Annotated in this window: 24 protein-coding genes and 1 riboswitch; of the genes, 13 read left to right on the forward strand and 11 right to left on the reverse strand. The window is 63.9% G+C overall.

All coding sequences use genetic code 11. The annotated features are described in order from the left end of the window. Positions 1-31: 31 nt before the first annotated feature. Positions 32-691, reverse strand: a complete 660-nt coding sequence (locus AB4Z38_RS15745; RefSeq protein ID WP_441430569.1) for a histidine phosphatase family protein — start codon at positions 689-691, stop codon at positions 32-34. Positions 692-747: 56 nt separating this feature from the next. Next, positions 748-2,190 (reverse strand): adenylosuccinate lyase, encoded by a 1,443-nt coding sequence (gene purB, locus AB4Z38_RS15750; protein WP_441430570.1) that lies wholly within the window; start codon positions 2,188-2,190, stop codon positions 748-750. Between the two features lie 192 nt (positions 2,191-2,382). Here purB and AB4Z38_RS15755 point away from each other — a divergent pair, with 192 nt between their 5' ends. Together AB4Z38_RS15755 and AB4Z38_RS15760 are read left to right on the forward strand one after the other, a co-directional pair. Continuing rightward, positions 2,383-2,691 carry a hypothetical protein gene (locus AB4Z38_RS15755; RefSeq protein ID WP_441430571.1) on the forward strand — a complete coding sequence of 103 codons (309 nt, stop codon included), beginning with the start codon at positions 2,383-2,385 and terminating at the stop codon, positions 2,689-2,691. A gap of 68 nt (positions 2,692-2,759) precedes the next feature. Continuing rightward, positions 2,760-4,061 carry a hypothetical protein gene (locus AB4Z38_RS15760; protein ID WP_441430572.1) on the forward strand — a complete coding sequence of 434 codons (1,302 nt, stop codon included), beginning with the start codon at positions 2,760-2,762 and terminating at the stop codon, positions 4,059-4,061. 33 nt (positions 4,062-4,094) lie between these two features. Here AB4Z38_RS15760 and AB4Z38_RS15765 read toward each other — a convergent pair whose 3' ends face one another. Then, the gene (locus AB4Z38_RS15765; RefSeq protein ID WP_059388735.1) at positions 4,095-4,520 is read right to left on the reverse strand and encodes a phage holin family protein; all 426 of its coding nucleotides are present in this window, start codon (positions 4,518-4,520) and stop codon (positions 4,095-4,097) included. A gap of 106 nt (positions 4,521-4,626) precedes the next feature. On the opposite strand from AB4Z38_RS15765, the gene AB4Z38_RS15770 reads away from it, so the two are divergent. The 4 genes from AB4Z38_RS15770 to AB4Z38_RS15785 all read left to right on the forward strand — a co-directional run bounded on the left by AB4Z38_RS15770 (position 4,627) and on the right by AB4Z38_RS15785 (position 9,686). Then, positions 4,627-5,745, forward strand: a complete 1,119-nt coding sequence (locus AB4Z38_RS15770) for a histidinol-phosphate transaminase (protein ID WP_441430573.1) — start codon at positions 4,627-4,629, stop codon at positions 5,743-5,745. A 144-nt stretch (positions 5,746-5,889) separates the two neighbouring features. Further along, a complete protein-coding gene (pdhA, locus tag AB4Z38_RS15775; RefSeq protein ID WP_441430574.1) occupies positions 5,890-7,098 on the forward strand; it encodes a pyruvate dehydrogenase (acetyl-transferring) E1 component subunit alpha in 1,209 nt (402 codons plus the stop codon). After that, positions 7,098-8,078 carry an alpha-ketoacid dehydrogenase subunit beta gene (locus tag AB4Z38_RS15780; protein ID WP_284982589.1) on the forward strand — a complete coding sequence of 327 codons (981 nt, stop codon included), beginning with the start codon at positions 7,098-7,100 and terminating at the stop codon, positions 8,076-8,078. Before pdhA ends, AB4Z38_RS15780 begins: the two co-directional genes overlap by 1 nt. 57 nt (positions 8,079-8,135) lie before the next feature. Beyond that, the gene (locus tag AB4Z38_RS15785; RefSeq protein ID WP_441430575.1) at positions 8,136-9,686 is read left to right on the forward strand and encodes a dihydrolipoamide acetyltransferase family protein; all 1,551 of its coding nucleotides are present in this window, start codon (positions 8,136-8,138) and stop codon (positions 9,684-9,686) included. A 48-nt stretch (positions 9,687-9,734) separates the two neighbouring features. On the opposite strand, the gene AB4Z38_RS15790 is transcribed toward AB4Z38_RS15785, so the two are convergent. The 3 genes from AB4Z38_RS15790 to AB4Z38_RS15800 form a co-directional block, all read right to left on the reverse strand. Next, positions 9,735-10,073 carry a hypothetical protein gene (locus AB4Z38_RS15790; protein ID WP_441430576.1) on the reverse strand — a complete coding sequence of 113 codons (339 nt, stop codon included), beginning with the start codon at positions 10,071-10,073 and terminating at the stop codon, positions 9,735-9,737. Between the two features lie 155 nt (positions 10,074-10,228). Beyond that, a complete protein-coding gene (locus AB4Z38_RS15795) occupies positions 10,229-10,657 on the reverse strand; it encodes a universal stress protein (protein WP_441430577.1) in 429 nt (142 codons plus the stop codon). After that, positions 10,654-11,961: an aminotransferase-like domain-containing protein gene (locus tag AB4Z38_RS15800; RefSeq protein WP_441430578.1), complete on the reverse strand. Its 1,308-nt coding sequence runs from the start codon at positions 11,959-11,961 to the stop codon at positions 10,654-10,656. Before AB4Z38_RS15800 ends, AB4Z38_RS15795 begins: the two co-directional genes overlap by 4 nt. 114 nt (positions 11,962-12,075) lie before the next feature. On the opposite strand from AB4Z38_RS15800, the gene AB4Z38_RS15805 reads away from it, so the two are divergent. After that, on the forward strand, positions 12,076-12,903 hold the full coding sequence (locus AB4Z38_RS15805) for an isocitrate lyase/PEP mutase family protein (protein ID WP_441430579.1): 828 nt from the start codon (positions 12,076-12,078) through the stop codon (positions 12,901-12,903). A 9-nt stretch (positions 12,904-12,912) separates the two neighbouring features. Here AB4Z38_RS15805 and AB4Z38_RS15810 read toward each other — a convergent pair whose 3' ends face one another. From AB4Z38_RS15810 to AB4Z38_RS15820, 3 genes are all read right to left on the reverse strand, one after another. Then, the gene (locus AB4Z38_RS15810; protein ID WP_441430580.1) at positions 12,913-13,647 is read right to left on the reverse strand and encodes a GerMN domain-containing protein; all 735 of its coding nucleotides are present in this window, start codon (positions 13,645-13,647) and stop codon (positions 12,913-12,915) included. Between the two features lie 140 nt (positions 13,648-13,787). Then, entirely contained in the window at positions 13,788-14,186 is a 399-nt protein-coding gene (locus AB4Z38_RS15815; RefSeq protein ID WP_441430581.1) for a DUF1801 domain-containing protein, read from the reverse strand. Between the two features lie 90 nt (positions 14,187-14,276). Further along, the gene (locus tag AB4Z38_RS15820) at positions 14,277-14,843 is read right to left on the reverse strand and encodes an NAD(P)H-dependent oxidoreductase (protein WP_441430582.1); all 567 of its coding nucleotides are present in this window, start codon (positions 14,841-14,843) and stop codon (positions 14,277-14,279) included. Positions 14,844-14,966: 123 nt separating this feature from the next. On the opposite strand from AB4Z38_RS15820, the gene AB4Z38_RS15825 reads away from it, so the two are divergent. The 5 genes from AB4Z38_RS15825 to AB4Z38_RS15845 all read left to right on the forward strand — a co-directional run bounded on the left by AB4Z38_RS15825 (position 14,967) and on the right by AB4Z38_RS15845 (position 18,988). Continuing rightward, positions 14,967-15,578, forward strand: a complete 612-nt coding sequence (locus tag AB4Z38_RS15825) for a TetR/AcrR family transcriptional regulator (RefSeq protein WP_441430583.1) — start codon at positions 14,967-14,969, stop codon at positions 15,576-15,578. 42 nt (positions 15,579-15,620) lie between these two features. Further along, positions 15,621-16,667, forward strand: coding sequence for a Gfo/Idh/MocA family protein (locus tag AB4Z38_RS15830; RefSeq protein WP_441430584.1), 1,047 nt, complete (start codon positions 15,621-15,623; stop codon positions 16,665-16,667). A gap of 203 nt (positions 16,668-16,870) precedes the next feature. Then, the gene (locus tag AB4Z38_RS15835; RefSeq protein ID WP_441430585.1) at positions 16,871-17,542 is read left to right on the forward strand and encodes a hypothetical protein; all 672 of its coding nucleotides are present in this window, start codon (positions 16,871-16,873) and stop codon (positions 17,540-17,542) included. A gap of 133 nt (positions 17,543-17,675) precedes the next feature. After that, positions 17,676-18,227, forward strand: a complete 552-nt coding sequence (locus tag AB4Z38_RS15840; protein ID WP_441430625.1) for an RNA polymerase sigma factor — start codon at positions 17,676-17,678, stop codon at positions 18,225-18,227. Continuing rightward, a complete protein-coding gene (locus AB4Z38_RS15845; RefSeq protein ID WP_441430586.1) occupies positions 18,224-18,988 on the forward strand; it encodes a hypothetical protein in 765 nt (254 codons plus the stop codon). The genes AB4Z38_RS15840 and AB4Z38_RS15845 overlap by 4 nt, the downstream gene beginning before the upstream one ends. Positions 18,989-19,061: 73 nt before the next feature. On the opposite strand, the gene ald is transcribed toward AB4Z38_RS15845, so the two are convergent. Then, positions 19,062-20,180 (reverse strand): alanine dehydrogenase, encoded by a 1,119-nt coding sequence (gene ald, locus AB4Z38_RS15850; protein WP_441430587.1) that lies wholly within the window; start codon positions 20,178-20,180, stop codon positions 19,062-19,064. A gap of 220 nt (positions 20,181-20,400) precedes the next feature. On the opposite strand from ald, the gene AB4Z38_RS15855 reads away from it, so the two are divergent. Beyond that, the gene (locus tag AB4Z38_RS15855) at positions 20,401-21,615 is read left to right on the forward strand and encodes a PucR family transcriptional regulator (protein WP_441430588.1); all 1,215 of its coding nucleotides are present in this window, start codon (positions 20,401-20,403) and stop codon (positions 21,613-21,615) included. Between the two features lie 159 nt (positions 21,616-21,774). Here the strand turns inward: AB4Z38_RS15855 and AB4Z38_RS15860 are convergent, their stop codons facing one another. Continuing rightward, positions 21,775-22,854 (reverse strand): hypothetical protein, encoded by a 1,080-nt coding sequence (locus tag AB4Z38_RS15860; RefSeq protein ID WP_441430589.1) that lies wholly within the window; start codon positions 22,852-22,854, stop codon positions 21,775-21,777. Positions 22,855-22,856: 2 nt separating this feature from the next. Beyond that, positions 22,857-23,007: riboswitch (cyclic di-AMP (ydaO/yuaA leader) on the reverse strand. Between the last annotated feature and the right edge of the window lie 105 nt (positions 23,008-23,112).

Here is a 23,112-nt window from a genome sequence, read left to right on the forward strand (position 1 = left end):
CCGGGGCGTTGGGGTTGACCTCAAGCAGCCGTCATTCGATGGCGTCGCCGGTGGGATCTTCGACCGTCCGGTCGGCCAAGGCAAGTCCGCCCACCGGGCTCTGGTCCCAGTGCAGCAGGTGCCAGCCGCCCTCCGGGTCGCCTTCGAGCACCACGATTCCGGTGTTCTGCAGCTGGTGGGTGGCCGCGAACTCGCGGCCGACATCCACGGCACGGCGACCTGCCCAGCAGCGGATCGCGGCACCGTGGCTGACCACGACGGCGGTTTCGTCGCCTGCCGCTGCCACCTTGGCAATGGCAGTGTCGTAGCGCGCGAAGAACTCGTGGCCATCACCCGCGCCCGGCATGCGGAGGTCGAGTTCACCGTCGGTCCAGGCGAAAACGGTGCTCATGTACCGGTGGTGCGATTCGTGGTCGGTGAGCTTCTCCAAGGCCCCGGCCTCAATCTCCTGAAGGCCGTGCAATACGGTGGCCTCGAGCCCTAGCGCTTTTGCAAGCGGGGCGGCGGTCAGCTGGGTGCGGACCAGCGTGGATGCATAGATGGCCGTGATGTCCTCGTTGGCAAGAGACCCCGGGAGCGCAGCGGCCTGACGTTCGCCGAGTTCAGTCAGTCCCGGACCGGGAAACGCCGTGTCCAATTGCCCCAGGACGTTTCCGGGGGTCTGCCCGTGGCGGATAAGCAAGAGCCTCATGCTGACACAGTTCCTTACATCGATTCGGAAACGCCGGGTCCATGCAGCGTAGCGTTCTACTTCAGGTGGTCCACCAACTGGTCCGCGATACCGGTGTACTTGCCCGGAGTAAGTGCCAGGAGGCGTGCCTCGGCTTCGGAAGACAATCCCAGGCCCGAAACGAACTCCTGCATGCGGACCGCATCGACGCGCTGACCGCGGGTGAGATCCTTGAGTCGCTCGTACGGGTTCTCCATTCCCTCGACACCGGCGATGGCTTCGGCCCGCATGACCATCTGGATCGCCTCGCCGAGGACTTCCCAGTTGGTGTCGAGGTCGGCTGCCAGTACTTCCTCGGCAACGTCAAGAGCCTTCAGTCCCTTGGCAACATTCGAGATTGCAAGGAGCGAGTGTCCGAATGCGACGCCGATGTTGCGTTGCGAGGAAGAATCAGTGAGGTCTCGCTGCCAACGGGAGGTAACCAGTGTCGCGCCCAGAGTGTCCAACAGTCCGTTGGAAATCTCCAGGTTGGCTTCTGCGTTTTCGAAGCGGATCGGATTGACCTTGTGCGGCATGGTGGAGGAGCCGGTGGCGCCGGCAACCGGGATCTGGCGGAAGTAGCCAATCGAGATGTAGCTCCAGACGTCTGTGCAGACGTTGTGCAGAATGCGGTTGAAGCGGGCGACGTCGGCATAGAGTTCGGCCTGCCAGTCGTGGCTCTCGATCTGCGTGGTCAACGGGTTCCACGTCAGTCCCAGGCCTTCAACGAAGGACTGGGCCACGGCCTCCCAATCGGCGCCGGGAACGGAAGCGACATGTGCGGCATAAGTGCCGGTAGCGCCGTTGATCTTGCCCAGGTACTGGGTCTTGGAAACGCGGTCCAGCTGGCGGCTCAGGCGGTGCGTGATCACTGCCAGTTCCTTGCCAAGAGTGGTGGGAGTGGCCGGCTGGCCGTGCGTGCGGGAAAGCATCGGGACGGCGCGGTTCTCCTCGGCCATCGCTTCGATCTGCTTCACCAAGGCGCTGGCAGCAGGGAGCCAGACATCTTCCACGGCACCCTTGACGCCCAAGGCGTAGGAAAGGTTATTGATGTCTTCCGATGTGCAGCCGAAGTGCACCATCGCGGTCAGGTTCTCGATACCGATCTCGGGGAGGCGGCGGCCGATGTAGTACTCAACGGCCTTGACGTCGTGGACCGTGACGGCTTCGATTTCAGCGAGTTCCGCGACCGAAGCGGAGTCGAACTCGGTGACGATGGCGCGCAGCTTCTCCTGCTGTTCGGTGCTCAGGGGCCCGGCGCCGGGAAGTACGTTGTTGCTGGTCAGGTGGATGAGCCATTCGACCTCGACGGCCACGCGGTCGCGGTTGAGAGCGGCCTCTGACAAATAGTCGACCAGCGGAGCGACGGCGGACTGGTACCGGCCGTCCAGCGGGCCCAGGGCGATCGGCTCCGGCGACGCGGCGAGAGCCAGGCGTCCGGAGGGCGTACGGGTAACAGCGGCGGCGACGGTTTCAGGCATGGGGCAATTCTTTCATGAACTCGGCTCGCGCCATCAAGCCGGACTTCACTATGTGCATAACATCGCGGCCTCCTCTTCCTGGTCGTGTTTCCGGCAGGTTATCCACATAGCCGGCCACGGCGGTTCCGCGCCACCGGAGCACAACGTAGTGTCGCTGCCACAACATCAATGGACATGGAGGAGGACAACGTCTTGAGCGGCATTCTTATAGCGGCCGGAGGAACGGATCTGGATTCGCAGCAATGTATTTCACGAAGCGCGGAGATCCAGAAGCTCGGATGGCGGATGAGCGTCTGCGCCGACCAAGCCGACGCCGTTCTTGCCAAGCTGGCGCAGTTGCAACTCGAGCAATGGGAGTCGCCGGCCGGCCGTGCGTACCGGACCACGCTGGCTTTGCAGGCCGCCTCCCTTCGAAGGGGGCGTGATGCCTTGAGCGAGGCCGCTGCAGCGACCCTCCGCCATGCCCAGAATGTGGAATCGAAACCCCAGTCCGGCTTCTGATGGCCGAAGTCGCTCCTATCGGTGCGGGCGGAACTCCCCACCCTCGAACACCCGGGCCGGATGGCACATTGCGGATACGTGGCGGAGTCGGCGGAATCCGCTTCCAATTCGAAGAGTTGCTTGCTGGCGCTGCCGCGCTTGACGGACTCGTGCTCCAACTGCAGGCCATCGAAGTGGAAGCTGAAGCGGTGAGGGTGGCTCTCTTCCCGTACCAGGCCTCGTCCTACACGAGTGGAAGCAATGCCATCTCCGCGGTCGGCGGGAGCGGCCGGGATATTGGGCGGGTCCGCGAACAGCTTCAGCGGATTCGGAACGATGTCAGGGCAAGCCACCGTGAATACGAGTTTGCCGAATCACACGCGGCGATCAGGCTGCGGATGGGCATGGGAATGCCAGTCCTCACGACTGGTCCGAATCCCCTGGACTTTGGCTGGAGGGGCGCCACAGAAGGAGCCGTCCGGGATCTGACCCGGATATTGGCGCTGATGATGGGGCTACCTCCGGCAGTGGCGAACCTCTCAGGGGCGATCGTCGGACCTACTGATGTGGGCGCCGTCCTGAGAGCGATCGCGGGGGTCCCCGCATTGGCTTTTCTCAGGCCACGTCCCATTTCGCTCAGCCGGGGCGAGACGGCCACCAAGAGCGTGGACCTGTCGGCAGCCGGAATGCTCAGGGAACTGGATCACGTCGATGGCAGCTCAGATGGTGAAATAGAAGTGGTGCAGGTAGATAATGACGGAGCACGGGCATGGGCGGTCTTGATTCCGGGCACCCAGCCGGGCATTCCGCCCGGAGGCAGCAATCCACTGGACGAAGCCGGGATTGCCGAAGCGCTGGGTTACAACTCGACGGAAACCAGCAAGGCCATCCGTCAGGCGTTGCTCGAGGCAGGCGCCGCAGCCGGCGAAACGGTGGTGGCCGTCGGCCACAGCCAAGGGGGAATCCATGCCATGAACTTGAGCAAGGACAAAGCGTTCCTCGCCGAGTATGACCTCAAGTTTGTGGTGACAGCGGGATCACCCGTCGGCGGGATCACCCCGGAAGCCGGCGTCGGAAGCCTGCACTTGGAGCACGAACAGGATTGGGTTCCCGGTGCGGAAGGCAAAGCGAATCCGGACACCAAGGACAGAGTTACGGTGACCATGACCAATCCGGTGATCCTGGAACCCGGCGAAGACGAAGGCATCGGGCCGGCTCACAAGCTCTCACGCTACGAGGAAGGGGCAAAGCTGGTGCAGCTCAGTTCCGATCCTTCATTGGCCGCTTCCACAGCAACTCTGGGCGGGATATTGGGCGTTGGTGGAGTGGTCAAAGTGACCCGGTTCAAGCTGACCCGCGAACCACCCCCGGCTCCGCGGGGAGGACGATGAGGAAAGCCGGGCAACCTGCTGGCCTAAGGCTCCTTACCGCCTGCCGCCTGGAATCCAGCTGGCGACCATGGAGATCAGGCTGATGATGATCGCCGCGAGAACAGCGGTCCAGAAGAAACGGTCGATGGTGAGGTGTACCGGCGTGTAGCTACTGAGCCACGCTGTCAAGGACAACATGGCCGCGTTGATGACGATCGTGAACAGGCCGAGGGTGAGGATCGTGATCGGAAGGGAGAGCAGCTTGACCAGAGGCCGCACAAAGGCATTGACGATGCCAAAAATGAGCCCTATGAAGAGATAGGCAAGAACCACGCCCAAAGTGTCGCCGCCTTGGGTGACCCCCGCATTGCTCACTGCGTTGGTGGTTGCTGAAGTGGAGATATCCATCCCCGGCAGAATCCAGCTGGCAACCCAGAGGGCCAGCCCGTTGATCAGGACACGCACAATGAATGAACCCATACGCCCATGCTTTCACATGCGCTGGGTTTCACATGCGCCGGTTTTCGCATGCACTGACCAGAGGGCTTGCCAGCATGGCCCGAAGCCCTGCAAGTAGGCTGGTGCCATGAATTCTTCTGACAACGCACCGGAGGGCGTGCGTCCCCGCCCGGTTGTGGACAGGCTCCCCAAATATGCTGCAGGCAAGCCTCCCGTGGCGATAGAGGGCCTGACCAGTTACAAACTGTCGTCCAATGAAAACCCGCTACCCCCGATTCCCGCCGTGCTCCAGGCCATCGCTGATCAGTCGGACATCAACCGGTACCCGGACCCTTTGTCCACCAAGCTGCGCACGGCGCTCGCTGACTTCCTGGGAATCCCCGGTGACGACGTCGTCACCGGAGCCGGAAGCCTCGGGGCCCTGAACCAGATCCTTGCCACCTTCGCCGGACAGAACCACGACGGCAAGGCTGATGAGGTTATTTATGCCTGGCGTTCCTTCGAGGCCTACCCGATCTGCGTAGGGCTGGCCGGTGCTGACAGCGTCCAGATACCGTTGCTTTCCGACGGACGCCACGATCTCGAAGCCATGGCGGCCGCTGTGACCGTCCGCACCAAGGTGATTCTGCTTTGCACGCCAAACAACCCGACGGGTCCCATCCTCACCGCCGAGGAAACCGAACGGTTCATCCAATCCGTGCCGGCGGGCGTCGTTGTTGTTATCGACGAGGCCTACCAGGAGTTCGTCAGGGACGAGAACGCCGTTGACGGTATCAAGTTGTACCGCAAGTACCCGAATGTCGTGGTGCTCCGCACCTTTTCCAAGGCTCACGGCCTTGCGGGGCTGCGCGTTGGATACAGCGTTTCCGGCCCGGATCTCACCCAGCACCTGCGGGTCACTGCCACGCCGTTTGCCGTCTCGCAGATTGCCGAACGCGCCGCCATTACTTCGTTGGAGAATTTCGACCAAGTTGTGGAAAGGGTACAAAGCCTGGTTGACGAGCGGGATCGGGTTACCGCAGGGCTCCGGGAGTTGGGATGGTTCGTGCCCGAGGCTCAAGGCAACTTCGTGTGGCTGAATCTTGGGGAGAATAGCGCCGAATTTGCCGGACTTGCAGGCGAGCGGGCGTTGTCTGTGCGGGCCTTCGGCAACGAAGGCGTCCGGGTCAGCATCGGAGAAGTCGAGGCCAATACCCGATTCCTGGAACTCTGTGCGTCCTATACAAAAGCGCCGCAGCCTTCCTAGCGGTTAACAAATGCCCCTGCGTCCCTTACTGCGGATAAAGTAAGGGACGAAAGCCAAGATATGCCGATTCCGGAATGCATTCCGGAATCGGCATATATCAGCGAATATTGCTCAGCATCGGGCTGCGGCAGGCAAGGAGACGGAATGGGCGCAACTCAATTGCCCACCCCCGGGATCAACGGAACGGGACTGGATCAGCAGTCTCCGGCGGGAGGCGCTTCAAGCGATCCCGCTGCCGAGATGATCCAGCTGCTGGGGCCGGACGGCAAGCTAGGGACAGATCCCGTCTTCTCGGACTACGCCAAGCGCCTTGATCCTGAGCAGCTCCGGGGCTTCTACGCCGACATGGCCAAGGTCCGCCGCTTCGACCAGGAGGCCACGGCCCTTCAGCGCCAAGGCGAGCTGGCTCTTTGGGTTCCCCTCACCGGCCAGGAGGCCGCCCAGATCGGTTCCGGACGGGCCACCCAACGGCAGGACTACATCTTCCCCACATACCGGGAACATGGCGTTGCATTGACCCGTGATGTGGATCTGGCGGAACTCCTGAAGCTCTTCCGAGGAATTTCGAATGGTGGTTGGGATCCCACCGAAAACAACTTCCATCTCTATACGCTCGTGCTTGCGGCGCAGACGCTGCATTCCGTTGGTTACGCCATGGGAATCCAGCGGGACCAGAAGCTCGCGGAAGCCAACGGTTCCAATGACCCGAAGGCTGCTGTTGTGGCCTACTTCGGCGACGGTGCCAGCTCCGAAGGCGACGTCCACGAATCCATGGTCTTCGCGGCGTCCTACAACGCTCCCGTGGTGTTCTTCTGCCAGAACAACCATTGGGCCATCTCGGTCCCCACCGAGGTCCAAACCAAGGTTCCCCTGTTCAACCGGGCCAAGGGATACGGCTTCCCGGGCATCCGGGTGGACGGCAACGACGTCATCGCAGTCCATGCGGTCACCGAGTGGGCGCTTGAACACGCACGCGAAGGCCGCGGTCCGGTGCTTATTGAGGCATATACCTATCGCGTTGGTGCCCACACCACGGCGGACGACCCTACCAAGTACCGCGAATCCGCCGAAGAAACCGCATGGCGCGGCAAGGATCCCTTGGATCGCCTCGAGAAGTACCTTCGTAGCGAGGGCCTGGCCGACGAAGCTTTCTTTGAGCAAGTCAAGGTTGACGGCGACAAACTCGCTGCCCATGTCCGTAGCACCACGCAAAGTCTGCAGGGCCCGAACTTCCGCGAGTCATTCGCGGGGGTCTATGCCGAGCCGCACCCGCTGGTGGCCGAGGAACTTGCTTGGTTCGAGGAATACTCCGCCGGATTCGAAGGCGACGAGGAAGAGGGGACAGGCAACTGATGACCACCATGACCATTGCCAAGGCCATCAACGAAGGCCTGCGTGCCTCGCTCACCAATAATCCGAAGTCCTTGCTCATGGGCGAAGACATCGGGCCGCTGGGCGGCGTTTATCGTGTGACCGATGGACTCATCAGGGAGTTCGGTGCAGACCGGGTAGTTGATACCCCGCTGGCAGAGTCCGGCATCGTCGGCACAGCCATAGGCCTGGCCTTGCGCGGCTACCGTCCGATCTGCGAAATCCAGTTCGATGGTTTTGTGTTCCCCGGCTTCAACCAGATCACCACGCAGCTGGCCAAAATGCATTCGCGCAGCGGCGGCAAGCTGACGGTTCCCGTGGTCATCCGCATTCCCTATGGTGGCGGCATCGGTTCGATCGAACATCACTCGGAATCGCCGGAAGCGCTGTTCGCCCACACGGCCGGCCTTCGCATCATCACCCCGTCCAATGCCCACGATGCCTACTGGATGATCCAGCAGGCTGTTGACTGCACGGACCCGGTCATCTTCTTCGAGCCCAAGCGCCGCTACTGGCTCAAGGGCGAGGTGGACACCGAAAACCCCGGACCGGCGTCGGACCCGTTCCAGGCGCACGTACTGCGTGAAGGCTCCGACGCCACGATCGTGGCTTACGGGCCGCTGGTACCGGTCGCGCTGGCCGCCGCGGCGGCGGCGGAAGAGGACGGGCGCAGTATCGAGGTGATCGACCTACGCTCGATTTCCCCCATCGACTTCGACACCGTCACCGCTTCCGTCAAGAAGACCGGCCGTTTGATCGTCGCGCACGAAGCCCCGACGTTCGGGGGGATCGGCGGCGAGATCGCTGCACGGATCAGCGAGCGTGCCTTCCTGCACCTTGAGGCTCCGGTTATCCGCGTGGGCGGTTTCCACATGCCGTATCCCGTGGCGAAGGTTGAAGAGGACTACTTGCCGGACATCGACAAGATCCTCGAAGCCCTGGACCGTTCCCTGGCGTACTAGCCGCCCCTGATTGCACCCGCCGCCCAGCGGACGGGCCAGCCGAGATCGAGGACCCAAGTGACTGTTAAGAAATTCAACCTGCCGGATGTCGGCGAAGGCCTGACCGAGGCGGAAATCGTCTCCTGGAAGGTCAAGCCCGGCGATACCGTGGCCATCAACGACGTCATCTGCGAGATCGAGACGGCGAAGTCCCTCGTGGAATTGCCGTCTCCGTATGCCGGTACCGTGGCGGAATTGCTCGTCGCCGAAGGCATCACGGTTGAAGTCGGAACCGCTATCATCGGCATTTCCGACAATGCGCTTGGAGAACCAGAGACCGCCCCGGCGCCGCCCTCGCCCACGGCCGCACCGGCACCCTCCGCTGAGCCTGCCGCCGAACAGCTCGTCGAGACCCTGATGTACGGCAAGTTGCCCGACGACGCCGGAACGTCCGACGGCGGTCCGGCCGGCGGTCCGCTGGTTGGCTCCGGTCCGAAGGCCGACGCCGTCAAGCGCCGCCCGCGTAAGCGCCCGGAAGGCACTACTGCTGTACCCGCGGCCGCGGCCGCGGCGAGCACGGCACCCGCAGCCGTCGTCGAGCCCGTCGTCGAGCCCACTGCTCCGGCCCTGCCCCCCGCTGCCGAACAGCAGCCAGCGACCGCAAGTCAGGGAGCCGCAAACCAGGCACCGGGTCTCACAGGCCTTGGTGCAACGGTCAGCGGCCTCGTCAACCGGGTGTTGGCCAAGCCTCCCGTGCGCAAGATCGCCCGCGAACTTGGGATTGACCTGGCCGATGTCGTTCCCACGGGAGCCCGCGGCGAAGTGACCCGCGAGGACTTGGTCAGCTACCAGTCGCAGCGAGACGCCGAGGTGGACCAAGCAGACACGTTCTGGGGTGCGTCCAAGAAGCCGCAGGATCAGCGAGTGGAACGGATCCCCGTCAAGGGCGTCCGCAAGGCCACCGCCAAAGCCATGGTGGAGTCGGCCTTCACGGCGCCGCATGTGAGTATCTTCGTTGACGTGGATGCCAGCCGCACGATGGAATTCGTCAAGCGGCTCAAGGCCTCCAGGGACTTCGAGGGCATCAAGGTATCGCCGCTGCTGATCCTCTCCAAGGCCGTGATTTGGGCCGCCGCACGCAACCCGAGCGTTAACGCGACCTGGGTAGAGAACGCCGACGGCAAAGGCGGAGCGGAGATCCACGTCAAGCACTACATGAACCTCGGTATTGCCGCAGCAACCCCGCGCGGGCTCATGGTGCCGAACATCAAGGATGCCCAGGACCTTTCCCTCAAGGAACTGGCCCTCGCGCTCAACGAGCTCGCCGGCACGGCACGCGCTGGGAAGACCCAGCCTGCGCAGATGCAGGGCGGCTCCCTGACCATCACGAACGTCGGCGCCCTCGGCATCGACACCGGAACGCCCATCATCAACCCCGGCGAGGTGGCAATCGTCGCGTTCGGCACCATCAAGCAAAAGCCCTGGGTGCTCGACGGCGAGGTCATCCCTCGCTGGATCACAACGCTCGGCGGTTCGTTCGATCACCGGGTGGTGGACGGGGACCTCTCTGCCCGCTTCATGGCCGACGTCGCGTCCATCCTTGAGGAGCCGGCTCTGCTGCTTGACTGAGCAGAGCGGCGTTGGGGGACTTTGGCGGGTCCTGCGCGGTTGGCTGAGCTAGTAGGACGTGTAGCTGATCGCAAGGTCGCGCAGTTGCTGGTCGCTCATGCTGCCGATCATTCCAAATGACAGGACCATGGCCAGGGCTCCGACGGCGAGCATCGCGGAAGTAACCACGAGCAACAATTTCCAGTCGGAACGAAGGATGCTGCGGAACGTCTCCGGCATCTGGAGCAGCGGCGAGATCATGTTCGGAGCGCTGTCCACTGAGCCGTCGTCGAGAAGCGCCACGATGCGGTCATTTGCCCGGTCGAAGCGCATGGAGCTGATGTGGTTGCCATGGCGGGCGAGCAGAATGTCGTGTCCGACGCGTTGGCGCGGCTGCAGAGTAAGCAAAAGGGATCCCCTACGGGTTGTTGTGATGGGCGGCTCGCGCCCTTGGGGGCCACTCCAATTTTATCGGCGGCATCCTAGCGGCACGGCCAAAATCGGGGTGAGACCGCCCACCACAACGCGTGATCCCCGTCAAAGTCGCGGGGTCGGACAGTCCCTTACGATTCGTCCGTCTTGGCAATGTAGACGTCGCACGGCGCGTTGTGCGCCACCGTGTTCGCGACACTGCCGAGAACCCTGGCCAGTCCCTGCATGCGGCGGTTGCCGACCACGATCACTTGGGCACCCACCCGTTCTGCTTCCTTGACCAAGGCCTCTCCGGCTTTGCCGAAGACTGCTCCATAGCTTGTGGTCAACTGATCGGAGGCGAGTTCCGCGGCCACTTTGCTGGCTACCTTCTCCGCGGCGTCGGCGTCGGAGAGAATCCACTTGTCGCCGCCGCTTTCGACGACCTCTACGTGGGCGCCTTCAAACGCGGTGATGACGCGCAGTTCCGCGCCCAGTGCGGTCGCCAAATTCTTTGCCGAATCGGCGGCCCGCCTTGCCGTTACGCTGCCGTCGACTCCAACGAGGACTATTCCGCTCATATCTCTGCTCCTTTGCTGATGACATCAATGGCTTCCTGCAAAACCGGCGCCAATCGGCGGACGCCTTCGGCGATGGACTCCGGTGGCACTGCGCTGAAAGCCAACCTCAGTTTGTTGGATGGTTCGTCAGAGTGCGTGAACGCCGCGCCGGGGATGAACACGACCCCTGCCTCGATCGCCTTCTTGAGCAGCGGATACGTGTCGACGCCCTCGGGCAAGGTGACCCAGACGAAGAAGCCACCCTCGGGCTTGGTCCAGCTGAGGCCGGAAGGCATGTGCTCTTCCAACGCCACCAGCAGGGCTTTGCAGCGTTCCTCGTACAGGGCCCGGTAAGTGTCAATCTGCCCGCGCCAGTCGTAGTCCCGAAGATATGCCGAGATGATCATCTGGTTGAGGGTGGGAGGGCACAGCGTCACGGCTTCAGAGGCCAGGTAGAACCGCCGCTGCAAGTGCTCGGGTACTAGTGCCCATCCGATTCGCAGTCCAGGGGCAAAGATCTTGGAGAACGAGCCCATGTAGATGACGTCATGCTCGTTCGCGGCCCGCATCGGTTCCAACGGGTTGCCGTCGAAGCGCAAAAGGCCGTAGGGGTTGTCCTCCAGCACCAGAATATTCGCACTGCGGCATATATCGACGATTCGCTGACGCCTCGCCGGAGCAAGTGTGATGCCGGACGGGTTGTTGAAGTTGGGGATCGTGTAGAGGAACTTGATGGACTTGCCCTCGGCGTGAAGCGCCGCGATCTTGGCTTCCAGGAGCTCCGGGACCAGGCCGTCGTCGTCCATGTCCACTGTCTCGACCTGGACTTGGTACGCCTCGAAGGTGTTCAGTGCGCCCACGTAGGTGGGGTTTTCCACAAGGACGACGTCACCGGGGTTGCAGAAGACCTTCGTGGCCACGTCCTGGGCCGACTGGGAACCCGCGGTGATCACCACGTTCTCCGGCCGGGCGTCCAGGATGCCTTCCGCGGCCATGATCTCGCAGATCTGGGTACGCAGTTCCTCGGTGCCCTGTCCGCCCCCGTACTGCAGCGCCGTCATGCCTTCTTCCGCGATGATGCGGGCGGCGGTTTGGCCGAGCTTCTCTAGGGGCAGGGACTGCAGGTAGGGGTTTCCGCCGGCGAGGGACACGAGTCCCGGCCGCATTGAGATGTCGAAGACGTCACGCACAGCGGACTGCTTGATGTTGGCGGCGCGCTCCGAGAAAAGTTCCTCGTGGCGGTGGGCGGCAGTTGCTGCTCGCTCTATTGCGTCGATTGCTTCCGCGGGCAACTCGGGCCCGGCATCCAATGTTTCGTGGGTCACAGTGAAAGGATACTCCCCGGAGTTGCCAACTGAGCAACGGATGTTTCATCCTAATTTCGAGATTCGCGGTGCGAAGCGCTTTACGTCCGGACACAGGAAGGCTGGAATAGAGCCATGACGACGCATCCTGAACTCGAATCCAAAGCCCTTCGCTTCCACGAGCTCCATGCCGCGCCTCATGCGCCGTTGGTGCTGGTGAATGCGTGGGATGCGGCATCTGCGCGGATGGTCGAGGAAGCGGGCGCGACGGCGGTGGCCACCTCCAGCTCGGCTATCTCCTGGAGCCTGGGGTACCAGGACGGGGACCACCTTCCGCGGCAACTCGCGATGGAAGCGCTGGCGCGGATAGCAAAATCCACCCGCCTGCCCGTGACTGCGGACATCGAGACTGGCTACGGGCGTACCGATGAAGAACTCCAGGCCACGGTTCGAGCGGTGCTGGACGTGGGCGCCGTCGGGATCAACATCGAGGATTCGGCGGAGCAGCCGCTGAGCGAGATCGCGGAACAGTCCAGGCGCATCGCCCTGATCAAACAGGCTGCCGAGGATGCGGGCGTCGGACTGTTCATCAATGCGCGTACGGACACTTTTTGGTCTGGAAAGTTTCCGGATACCGCATATGAGGAAACGCTGCGCCGTGCGGATGCTTATCAGCGGGCCGGGGCGGACGGAATCTTCGTGCCGGGGTTGACGGATCTCCATATTCTGCACGAACTTTCCCGGCGGATCAGCGTACCGCTCAATGCGCTGGCCGGCTTGGGTTCGCCGTCGCCCGGAGAATTGCACGACGTCGGCGTGCGGCGAATCAGTATTGGCGGCAGCACTGCGAGGGCCGCCTACGCGAAGGTCTCCAGGCTGGCGATGGAAGTTCTTGGCGACGGAAACTGGTCGGGCCTCGCCGGAACGCGGAGCTATGCGGACATGGACGCGCTATTCGAGTGACCAGCCATCTCAGTGCAAACCCAGGACGTCCGCCAGGATATTCCCGTCGATGTAGATCGCTGCCTGGGATGCTCCCGTAGCCGCCACCGCGGTCTGCGCCAGCTGGGTTTCGATCCGCGGGTTGTCGCACGCGCCTCCAGGGCGAAGTGACCCGCTCAGGTTCACGACGGCGGTGGTGCCGTCGAGGTAGCCCGAAACGTATCGCAGCGCGGAGCCCGAGAGCGCGTTGTACAAACCTGCCCGGGACGCGGTGCCGTCGGGGGCGAGCAGTTGCCCCATCGCCATGGCCAGCGGGTCGCTGCCCGGCGGGGTGGTGATGTGGACAGCCACGAGACTGTCGCCGCAGCCGAACCGCACGCCGCGGCTTCCGCCGTCGCCGATTGCCACGAAATACACGAAGGACCCAGTCGATTCTCCGGCGGTCGGGAGGGGCGCAGGAACCGGCCCGGCTTCGGGTGCCTGCGGGTTCGCCGTAGTTGGGAGCGATGCCGCGGGTGGGGGGTTCATATACGGGGGAGGTGCCGGGAGGGGCATGGGAATCGGCCCGGCTACGGGCTCTTGCGTCGCCTGGACGAAGCCGGGTGAGACCGGTTGTGCGGAGCGTGACCCGCCCGGATCGCCGACGGGGGAAGCGCAGCCAGCCAAGCAGAGCAGGAGGGATAGGCACAGCGCGGCGACCGCCGTCGTCGTGCATTCCACGCCGCGTCCGACCCACATGAAAGCCCCCGCGCTTGCCCTGATCACCCTTGGTGCCTCTATCTCAACGTTACGGCCGGCCGATCGGGTGTGGGCCGCTCCGTCCATGACGGTTCGGCCTCAGCTCAGTCACGGAATGGTAGCGGTGGTGCGGTGACCGCTTGCTTCCGTTTCGAAGGGCGTTCCGGCTAGTCCGTTCCGTTGATCTTCCGCCAGCCGCCGGCGCGGTTGTTCGCCGCGATCTGCCGCAGCATGGTGGTGAGAGGTGTGCGCGGAATCGGCTCGTGCTCGTGGAAGGTGATCATGCGGGCGGTCTTGTTGCCGTGCCCCGATGTGATGATGTTGTCCGGGTCGGGAACGATCGCGCCGTCGTAAAGGAACAGGTTCACGTGGTCCTTGGCTGCGAGCAGAGCGCAGACGTTACCGTCGAGGACGAAGTAAGGCTGTGTGCGGCGCTTGATGGTTTCGACGATTTCAGGCTCGGCTTCGTGGATGAGGTCGCGTAGTTGCTCGGCAATGGCGCGTTGCCAGTCCGGGAGGGCCTCGAGGTAGGCATCGACGTCGGGGTGGCGGTTGTAGTCGGCCATGCCGCCATCGTATCGACAAAAAATGCCCCCGCCCACGCCTCAATGGCGGGACGGGGGCATTCTGGCTGCACGCGGGGCGAACCGAGGGAACTAGGCTGCTGCTTCTTCTTCCTGGACAGCGGTCAGGGGCTCAAAGATGCCCTTGATCTGCTCAACAACTTCGGCGTCGTCCTTGGGGTGCAGTTCGGCGAAGCGGATCATGGAGCCCGGAACGGCGAGCTTGACGTCTTCAAGGACCTTGGCGCCGGCGATGCCGGCTGCCTTGCGGGCCTCGTCCTGTGCCCAGACGCCACCGAACTGGCCAAAGGCGGTACCGACGACGGCGGTCGGCTTGCCCGCGAGGGCGCCGGCGCCGTAGGGGCGGGACAGCCAGTCGATGGCGTTCTTGAGGGAAGCGGTCAGGGTGCCGTTGTGTTCGGGCGTCACAAACAGGAGGGTGTCAGCTTCGGCTGCTGCTGCACGCAAAGCTGCGGCTTCGGCCGGAACCTGGCCTTCGACGTCGATGTCTTCGTTGTAGAACGGGATGTTGCCGAGGGAGCCGTGGATCTGTACTTCGACGTTTTCCGGGGCGTTCAGCTGGATGGCTTCGGCGAGCTTGCGGTTGTGGGAATCGGCGCGGAGGCTGCCAACAAGGGCGAGAACGGTGTTCTTGGACATGGGAACTCCTTGGGTCTGGCCGCGGACGGTGCCGCAGGCGCTCGGTTTTGGAGGCTTTTGCTGCCTTCGTAGATTCTAAACGGACTGCAGTCCGCTTAATATTCCCAAGGCTAGAATGTTTTTGTGAGCCTCATCCCCATCCGGCCCGGATCGCCTTTCGGGACGCAGCCGGAGCGCAGCGACGCCGCGCGTAACCGCGAACGGCTCCTTCAAGCTGCCAGGGATCTCGTGGCCGAACATGGCGTCGACGCCGTCACCATGGACATGCTCGCGTGCAGGGCCGACGTCGGGAAGGGAACGGTTTTCCGCCGTTTCGGCAGCAGGGCAGGACTCATGATGACCCTCCTGAGCGATGCCGAAGCGGAATTCCAGCGTGAGTTCATCTTCGGTCCGCCGCCACTGGGCCCCGGAGCGCCCCCACGTGAACGCCTCATTGCCTTCGGCGAAGCGCGCATCAAATATGTCGAAGAATACGGCGAGCTGGCGCGTGCAGCGGCGGAACATTCCCCGCAAAACCGGCACGACGCCCCGCCGGTGGTGTTGTGGCACCGGCACATCGAGATGCTGCTGCGGGAAGCGGGCCTGGACCGCGACCCTTGGCTCTTGGCTCTTTCCCTCGGCGCCACGCTGGATCCCGAGCGCATGCTCCATTCCCTTCGCGCTCACGGAGTCGCGCCGGAGCGTCTGGCGGCGTCGTGGCGCGAGCTCGTTACGCGCCTGTTGCAAGACTGCTGACAAAACCTTCGCCGGGCTGCCTTGGCCCGGTAGCGTAGCGGCATGACCCTCACACCGATCCGCACCGCCGTCGTCGGCTATGGCCTTTCCGGCAGCGTCTTTCACACGCCGTTCATCGCAGCCAATCCTGCGTATTCCCTCGACGTCATCGCTACTTCGGACTCGGGCCGCAAAGCCCAAGCCCAGGCACGGTATCCCGGCACGAGGATCGTGGACACTCCGGAAGACGTCCTGGCCCTTGCCGGCGAGCTGGACCTCGTGGTGCTCGGCACACCGCCCGCGACCCATCACCCGCTCGCGAAGGCCGCGCTGGAAGCCGGGCTCGACGTCGTCGTGGACAAGCCATTCGCCGTAAGCAGCGCGCAGGGGCAGGAGCTGATCGAGCTGGCCGCGAGGTTGGGCCGCGTGCTTACCGTTTACCAAAACCGCCGCTGGGACGGCGACGCCCTCACGGTGAAGAAGCTGCTCGAGGCCGGGACGCTGGGCGAGGTCATGCGCTGCGAAGCGTCAATGGAGCGGTGGGCGCCCGAAATCAGCAAGGCGTGGAAGGCCGGCGCCACGGCCGACGACGGCGGTGGGCTGCTCTTCGACCTGGGAACCCACCTGCTGGACCTGGCTATCCAGATGTTCGGTCCCGCCGAAGTCATCCATGCCGAAATCCTGGCGCGACGGCCGCAAGAAAAAGCCGACGACGACGTCTTCCTGGTCCTGAAACATGCTTCCGGTGTGACCAGCCACGTCGCCATGAACGTCAACAGCCAGCTTCACGCTCCGCGCTTCCGCGTCCTGGGCAGCAAGGGCGGCTTCGTGAAGTTCGGGATCGATCCACAGGAACCGTTCATCCTGGCGGGCGGGCTGCCCACAGACGGCGCCTACGGCGTCGACGATCCGCACCACTATGGCACCCTGGAAATCGACGGCGTACGGACCACGGTACCCACTGAGCGCGGCGCCTACCAGGAGTTCTACCGGATCCTTGGCGAGAAGATCGCCGACGGCGGTGCCGCCTCCGCTTTGCCGCTCCCCGTGGATCCGGCCGGGCCGGTCGAGGTACTCAGGCTGATTGAGCAGGCCAGGGCCCTCGCCTGACCGGCGCGAACTGGCACCAAATGACCCCAAAACGCTTGGGAAGGGTCATCTACTGCCAGTTCGCCTGAAAGTTTTTTGGATCGGGCGTAACTTCGCCGGGACCCTCAGCGATGTAAGGGGAGTGTGGACAACGTCCGCACTGATCATCCAGTAGCGACAAAGCCGCTGCCGGAGCAGTCCCAAAACGTTTGTCGGAGGGTTTCATGTCCTTGTTCACTGTCCTTGCCACCAGCAAAATCGCCGCCGGCGTCCTTGCCGCCGGAGCTGTAGCGGTTGGCGGAACCGGCGTCGCAGCCTTCAACGGAGCACTTCCCAACGATCTGCAGAGGAGCGCCCACGAACTGCTCGGAGCCCCGGCCCCGGTAGCGACCAATGCAGCCGAGTCCGCACAGTCCAAGGCGGCTGAGGCGTCCCAGACGGCCACGTCCAAGGCCACTGACGCCGCTGCCGACGCAAAGTCCAAGGCCACTGACGCCGTTGACGACGCAAAGTCCAAGGCCGCCGCAGCAGCCGCATCGGCCAAGGCCACCTCACCGGAGGCATTCGGCCTCTGCACCGCGCTCCTCAACGGCGGCCTGAAGGCCGACGCCAAGGTGCCCGGCTACTCCTCACTGGTTGTTGCCGCTGGCGGCGAAGCCAACGTCAACGCACACTGCGCAACTGTAGTGACCGAAGGCAAGGCTGCCGGCCTGAATGCTGACGGATCCGCTTCCGCCAAGGCCGACGCCGATGGAAGCGCCGCACTGCCTGCCGTACCGGCTGTTCCCGCAGTGCCGTCCGCACCGGCCGTCCCTGCAGTACCGGCCGTCCCGGCTGTGCCGTCCCACGTGCCGACCGCACCTGTGCACGTGCCGTCCGATTCTGTCAGCCCGTAACACTGCGGCTACGCTTGAACGGCGGGGCTCCTTGGCTAAATGACAAGGAGCCCCGCGACGCAACAGACTGCAGCAGTGGTCATTTCCCAGGCCAGGGACGATGACCGCGCTGCGTGGGATGGAGGGGTCGCGGGTGCTGGACCCTTTGGCTGATGAATATTTGCAGGCGGACGAGGAAGATCCCGCACTGTTCTTCACAGCTGCCTACAACGAGTTTTCCGGACCGGTGTTTGGATACCTTCGCGCCCGCGGCGTAGATGATCCGGAAGCAGTTACCCAGGACGTGTTCCTGGCTCTCTATCCCAAACTGGATTCCCTTCGAGGGGGTCTCCAGGGGGCTAAAACCCTACTCTTCTCCATAGCGCACGCGCGAATGGTGGATCACTATCGCAAGCGGGAACGCACCCCTGATTCCGCGCCCTATGAATCCGATCTGGATTCGCGACGCGCACCTTCGGCCGAGGACCAGGCATTCGGGCACGGGGAAGGCCTGGGCGTAACCGAGCTACTGGCCGACCTCAACCCCGACTACCGGGAGGTCTTGGCACTACGGGTCGTGGCGGACCTGTCGTTGGAAGAAACAGCGGCCATCATGGGCAAGTCCCAAGGAGCCGTGAAGCAGTTGCAGCGCAGGGCATTGAGTGCACTGAGAGAACGTGCACTACTAAGGAATGGCACATCATGAGCGAAAAATCCGCATCTTTCGGCGAGCAAGGCATTGACCGCCTGCTTGCTGAAGCCGGGCTCGACGAAGCATACGAGATCCGGACCGAGCTGCTGGAACTGCGCGCCCTTGCGAGCACCCGGCCGCAGCCCTCGGTGGCTGTGCAAGCCTTGATGGCACCAGCCCGCGGGGCGATCGCGCCGGTTGAAGCTGTTACCGCTGTTACCGCTGTGGAGACTGTTGCGCCAGTTGGGGCGGCTTCCCGCGCAGCGGCTGCGCCTGTTGATGAACTTGCCGCTCGTCGCCGTAAAAAGGGCCGCTTGACCTTCGCCGCCGTTGCCGTTGCGGCTTCCCTTGCCGCCGGAGCTACCGCTGCAGCTGCGTCCGACGGCGGCATTCCGGGAACGATCGAACACTTGGGCTCCGTGGTTGGATCGGTCGTTTCCCAGCTCACCCCTGGATCGGGCGGCAACGCTCCGCGACAGCAGGGAACACGCCCGGAGCCGGTTCCGATGCCCACCCGTGGAACGAGCGATCCCGTATCGCCGTCTCCGGGGTCCTCCAACCCCGACGCCCAAAACAACGCGCATCCATCGCCGCACGCCACTCCCGGCACTACCTCACCCGGGTCCGAGTCGGATCCGCGTAATGGATTGCACGACATCGCCAAGGGCCGTCCGGGACCTATCACGATCCCGACGCCGGTGGTCCCGACGCCCACACTCCCGTTGCCCCAGCCGGTTCCCTCCGACATCCTCCCGGGCAACCCGGTCAAGCCGTAAAGGGTGATCGATTGCTCCGTAACTGTCGTTCTGAAGGCTCAAAGCGACAGTTACGGAGCAGTCGATGGAGAAGTTAAGCGGAAACCAGGTTGTGCCAGTCGGCGACGAGGGGCAGGTTGTGCGCCTCGGAGACCGAGCGGTGCGTGACCTTGCCCGCGGCGATGTTGAGGCCGGCTGCCAGAGCGGGGTCGCGGTCGAATGCAGCCCTGACGCCCAGGTTGGCCAGTGACACGGCGTAGCGCAGGGTGACGTTGGTCAGAGCGTAGGTGGAGGTGTTGGGGACGGCGCCCGGCATGTTGGCGACGCAGTAGAAGATCGTGTTGTGGACCTTGTACGTGGGTTCCTGGTGTGTGGTGGGGTGCGTGTCCTCGAAGCAGCCGCCCTGGTCCACGGCGATATCCACCAGCACGGAGCCGGGCTTCATCCGGGAAACCAGCTCGTTGGTGACGAGCTTGGGGGCCTTGGCGCCCGGGATCAACACGGAACCGATGACGAGGTCGGCGTCGACTACTGACTTGTCGATCTCGTACGCGTTGGAAGCGACCGTCTTCAGGCGGCCCTGGTAGAGGGCATCCAGTTCGCGGAGGCGGTTGATGTTGATGTCCATGATGGTGACATCGGCGCCCAGGCCAAGGGCCATGGCGGCGGCGTTGGTACCGGCAACACCGGCGCCGAGGACAACGACCTTGGCCGGGCGGACGCCCGGGACGCCGCCCAGCAGCACGCCCTTGCCGCCGGCCGGAGCCATGAGGGAGGAAGCGCCGACGACGACCGACAGGCGGCCGGCGACCTCGGACATCGGTGCAAGCAGGGGCAGGCTGCGGCCGTCCTGGACGGTTTCGTAGGCGATGGCCGTGACGCCGGAGTTGATGAGTTCCTGGGTCAGCTCGGGCTCGGCGGCAAGGTGCAGGTAGGTGAAGAGGATCAGGCCCTTGCGGAAGCGGTGGTACTCGGCCTTGATGGGTTCCTTGACCTTCATGACCATGTCAGCGCGTGCCCAGACGTCGTCGGCTTCGGCCACGATCTCCGCGCCGGCAACCGCGTATTCCTCGTCCGTGATTCCGGAGCCCAGGCCTGCGCCCCGTTCCACCAGGACGGTGTGGCCGTGGGTGCGGAACTCGTGAACGCCCGCGGCTGTGATGGCAACGCGGAATTCGTTGTTCTTGATCTCTTTGGGGACACCGATGATCATTTTGGGCTCCATGTTCGAAAGGCTTCAACGGCCTTTTTCTCTGCGGGGGACTGTGATTCCAGAATAAATCCGCTGTGAGCCAGGCGACAGGAAAGGCGATCGCCGCCGCGGCTGACTTCCCTGGAATTCCGGGGTTTTTACCGCTCGCGACTCGACATTTGTCGATATTGAGAGCGTCAGGTGTCGCCTGATGTTCGTGGGGCAACGTAGTGTTTTCCCCATGCAGCAAGACGTGGAGAAAATCGTCGAGGACGTCGCACTCAAATTGGGCCGCGGACTCTCCCTGGAAGACCTCGACGGCGTGCTGCTCGCCTACAGTTCCAACCAGTCCCACGCCGACCGTGTGCGGGTGAACTTCCTCCTGAGCAAACGGGTCCCAGTGGACGTCAGCGCGTGGCAGCTCTCGCACGGCATCGCCACCGCGGTGCGTCCCGTCGTCGTGCCCGCCAACGAGGAACTCGGGATGGTGGGACGCGTCTGCGTCCCGCTGCTGGTGCGCGGATTCCGCGTGGGGTACCTCTGGGTCCAGCAGGACCTTGACGAGCAGACCGCGACGGCGATACTCGCCGAGTTGCCGGGCGTCCGGGACGAGTTGGACCTCCTCGCGGGGTTGCTGCTCGATTCCAATACTGCCGAATCGGAGTTCCGGCGCCGCCGTGAGCAGGAATTCCTGGCTGCATGCCAAGGCGAGTCCAATGCGGTGGCGGCCGTGGCGGGATGGAAGGAGATCCAAGGCCGAGGACCGTGGCAGCTGGTTACCGTGCTCGACGCGGAGGACAGTGGCGGCGTCTCGGATCCGATCGCGGCGACCCTGACGCACCGTTCCGCCGCGCTGCAGGCAACTATCGGGGTCGATTCCGTGCTTTTCAGCGCTGGCACCGAGACGCACTCGGTCATGTTGTTCCGCGAAACGGGCGGACGGGCAGAGCATGCCCAAGTCCTGGTTCATTATCAGCTGGAACTCGCCAAGCGCGCCGGCCGGAAGGTGGACCGCGTCATACTCGGCATCAGCGAGCCGTTTTCAGTCATCCGCCAGATGGGCCGGGCCTACCGACAGTCGAAGCTCGCGGCCCAGGCTGCCGCCGTCGATCCTCCACTCGGCGAGCTCGTGGACAGCCGCTCGGCCGGGATCTACCAGTTGTTCGAACGGCTACAGGCTCCCGGTGGCTGGGACGATTCGATCTCGGCGCATTTCCAAGAGATCGAGGATGCCGACCGCAACGGCGAGCTGCTGCCCGTGCTCGAATTGCTTTACGACAGCGACGGCTCCGTGCAGGACGTGGCCACGAAGCTCCACCTGCACCGCAGCAGCATCTACAACCGGCTCGCCAGGGTCCGCCAGCTCATCGGTGCAGATCCGCTGAATGGCGCGACGCGGCTCGAACTCCATGCAACGCTCAAAGCGCGCCGCTGGGCGGGCCGCCCGCGGATTTGAAGCCGCTGGTACCGGAAGCCGCGCTGGTTTACTTGTTGAGCTGCCTCAGCTGAAGGCTGCAGCGCCAACGGTCCGGGCGGTGCTGAATGATCTGCGCCCGGTTGCTTTGGCAGCATCGCCCATGCCACTCGACTGAAGATGTTCGATGCTGTCCCATCCTCACTGCAGGGCCTTGGTTGCTGCGTCCAAAATCGACCCAAGATCAACGCCCGACTGCGTGGGTTGTGGCGTGGGAGTAGGGCTGGCCGGGTTCCGCGGCTTCCAAGAACCTGTGGGCGCAGGCGAGGGCGTGCCGGTCGGATCCGGCGTCGGGGTGGGGTTCGTCGGCCCGGTCGGATCCGGGCTGGGCGCCGGTGCAGGCTGGGCCGGAACCGGATTGGAAGGAACAGGCGCAGGGGTGAGGCTTGGGGGCAGTGCTGACGGGATGGCAGGAACCTGGACGGAGATCGATGGCGCCGAGACGCTCGACGGTTCGACGGCGGCGGGTCCTTGCGGCGAATGTTGCGCCGGGTCCGTGGAGGTCTGGCCGGACTTGGCGCTTGGGGTAGCTGCCGAAGGTGATGCTGCGGGGCTGGGTGAAGTACTTGCCGTCGTGGAAGGGGCGCCGGATTGCGTGGAGTCTTGGCTGTCCGCGCTGGCAGCGTCCTGGGCGCGGGATTCCTGGCCGAAGAAGGGCAACTCAAGGGCTTGGCCCAGGGAACCGGCGGTCAACAAGATGCCTAGGGCTCCTGCAACCACTGCCATTCGGTTGCTCATCGTCCGGATGCTGGCGGCCTTCTTGAGGACTGCGTGTGGTTCACGGCTGAAGGACGAACCAGAAAAGGTCACCGGACCGACGCTGGCCCGGGGTGCCGCGTGAGGTGCTGTTGTGGCTGCCTCCTCGGTTTTGGCCGGCTCAGCCGTCTCGGCAGCCACCGTCGGAGTAGCCACTGCCGGAATGGCGGCTGTCGCGGGTTCTGCTGTCGGGGCAGCCACGGTCGCGGCACCCACTATCGGAATGGCCGCGGTTTCGCTGGCTTGGGAAGCTCTCTTCCGTTCGGCTGCGCGGGCGGCCGCGCGCGTGGTGGGCACCGCCGTCGTCGGGGTTGCCGTGGTGGCGGGGTCCGCTGTCGAAATCAAAGGTTCAGAAGCCGATGCAGCAATGAACGGTTCGCTGTCTTTGGCCCGACGACGTCCGGTTGGTTTGATGCGCTCGCGCGCCACTTGGGCACGGCGAGGCTGATCCATGATTGGGGACATGGTGATTGCCTCTCAACGCCTTCGAGGTTAGCTGTCGGGTTCGGACGAGGCCGTCCGGCCGCACATGGCGGCTTCACCCCAAGGGCCTGTGGAGAAGTAGGCCCGGAGACTCTGGGTCCCCCGTCTCTGCCGCGGGTCTGGCGGATTCCGGGTTGCGGCAGAGCTCGGCGTCAATCCGGAAGCGGCCCAGTTGGGGATTGGGTCGCACCTCGACGGTACAACAGCCGGCATGCAAAAGTCACATTTGAATAACGGGCG

The sequence above is a fragment of the Arthrobacter sp. 2RAF6 genome (assembly GCF_052115205.1).
GTDB lineage: Bacteria > Actinomycetota > Actinomycetes > Actinomycetales > Micrococcaceae > Arthrobacter.

Bases quoted from the DNA above. Each gene is read 5' to 3' on its own strand.
- AB4Z38_RS15745 (WP_441430569.1), bottom strand. From the start codon at position 691: ATGAGGCTCTTGCTTATCCGCCACGGGCAGACCCCCGGAAACGTCCTG.
- purB (WP_441430570.1), bottom strand. From the start codon at position 2,190: ATGCCTGAAACCGTCGCCGCCGCTGTTACCCGTACGCCCTCCGGACGC.
- AB4Z38_RS15765 (WP_059388735.1), bottom strand. From the start codon at position 4,520: ATGGGTTCATTCATTGTGCGTGTCCTGATCAACGGGCTGGCCCTCTGG.
- AB4Z38_RS15770 (WP_441430573.1), top strand. From the start codon at position 4,627: ATGAATTCTTCTGACAACGCACCGGAGGGCGTGCGTCCCCGCCCGGTT.
- pdhA (WP_441430574.1), top strand. From the start codon at position 5,890: ATGGGCGCAACTCAATTGCCCACCCCCGGGATCAACGGAACGGGACTG.
- AB4Z38_RS15780 (WP_284982589.1), top strand. From the start codon at position 7,098: ATGACCACCATGACCATTGCCAAGGCCATCAACGAAGGCCTGCGTGCC.
- AB4Z38_RS15795 (WP_441430577.1), bottom strand. From the start codon at position 10,657: ATGAGCGGAATAGTCCTCGTTGGAGTCGACGGCAGCGTAACGGCAAGG.
- AB4Z38_RS15805 (WP_441430579.1), top strand. From the start codon at position 12,076: ATGACGACGCATCCTGAACTCGAATCCAAAGCCCTTCGCTTCCACGAG.
- AB4Z38_RS15815 (WP_441430581.1), bottom strand. From the start codon at position 14,186: ATGGCCGACTACAACCGCCACCCCGACGTCGATGCCTACCTCGAGGCC.
- AB4Z38_RS15820 (WP_441430582.1), bottom strand. From the start codon at position 14,843: ATGTCCAAGAACACCGTTCTCGCCCTTGTTGGCAGCCTCCGCGCCGAT.
- AB4Z38_RS15830 (WP_441430584.1), top strand. From the start codon at position 15,621: ATGACCCTCACACCGATCCGCACCGCCGTCGTCGGCTATGGCCTTTCC.
- AB4Z38_RS15835 (WP_441430585.1), top strand. From the start codon at position 16,871: ATGTCCTTGTTCACTGTCCTTGCCACCAGCAAAATCGCCGCCGGCGTC.
- AB4Z38_RS15845 (WP_441430586.1), top strand. From the start codon at position 18,224: ATGAGCGAAAAATCCGCATCTTTCGGCGAGCAAGGCATTGACCGCCTG.
- ald (WP_441430587.1), bottom strand. From the start codon at position 20,180: ATGATCATCGGTGTCCCCAAAGAGATCAAGAACAACGAATTCCGCGTT.
- AB4Z38_RS15855 (WP_441430588.1), top strand. From the start codon at position 20,401: ATGCAGCAAGACGTGGAGAAAATCGTCGAGGACGTCGCACTCAAATTG.
- AB4Z38_RS15860 (WP_441430589.1), bottom strand. From the start codon at position 22,854: ATGTCCCCAATCATGGATCAGCCTCGCCGTGCCCAAGTGGCGCGCGAG.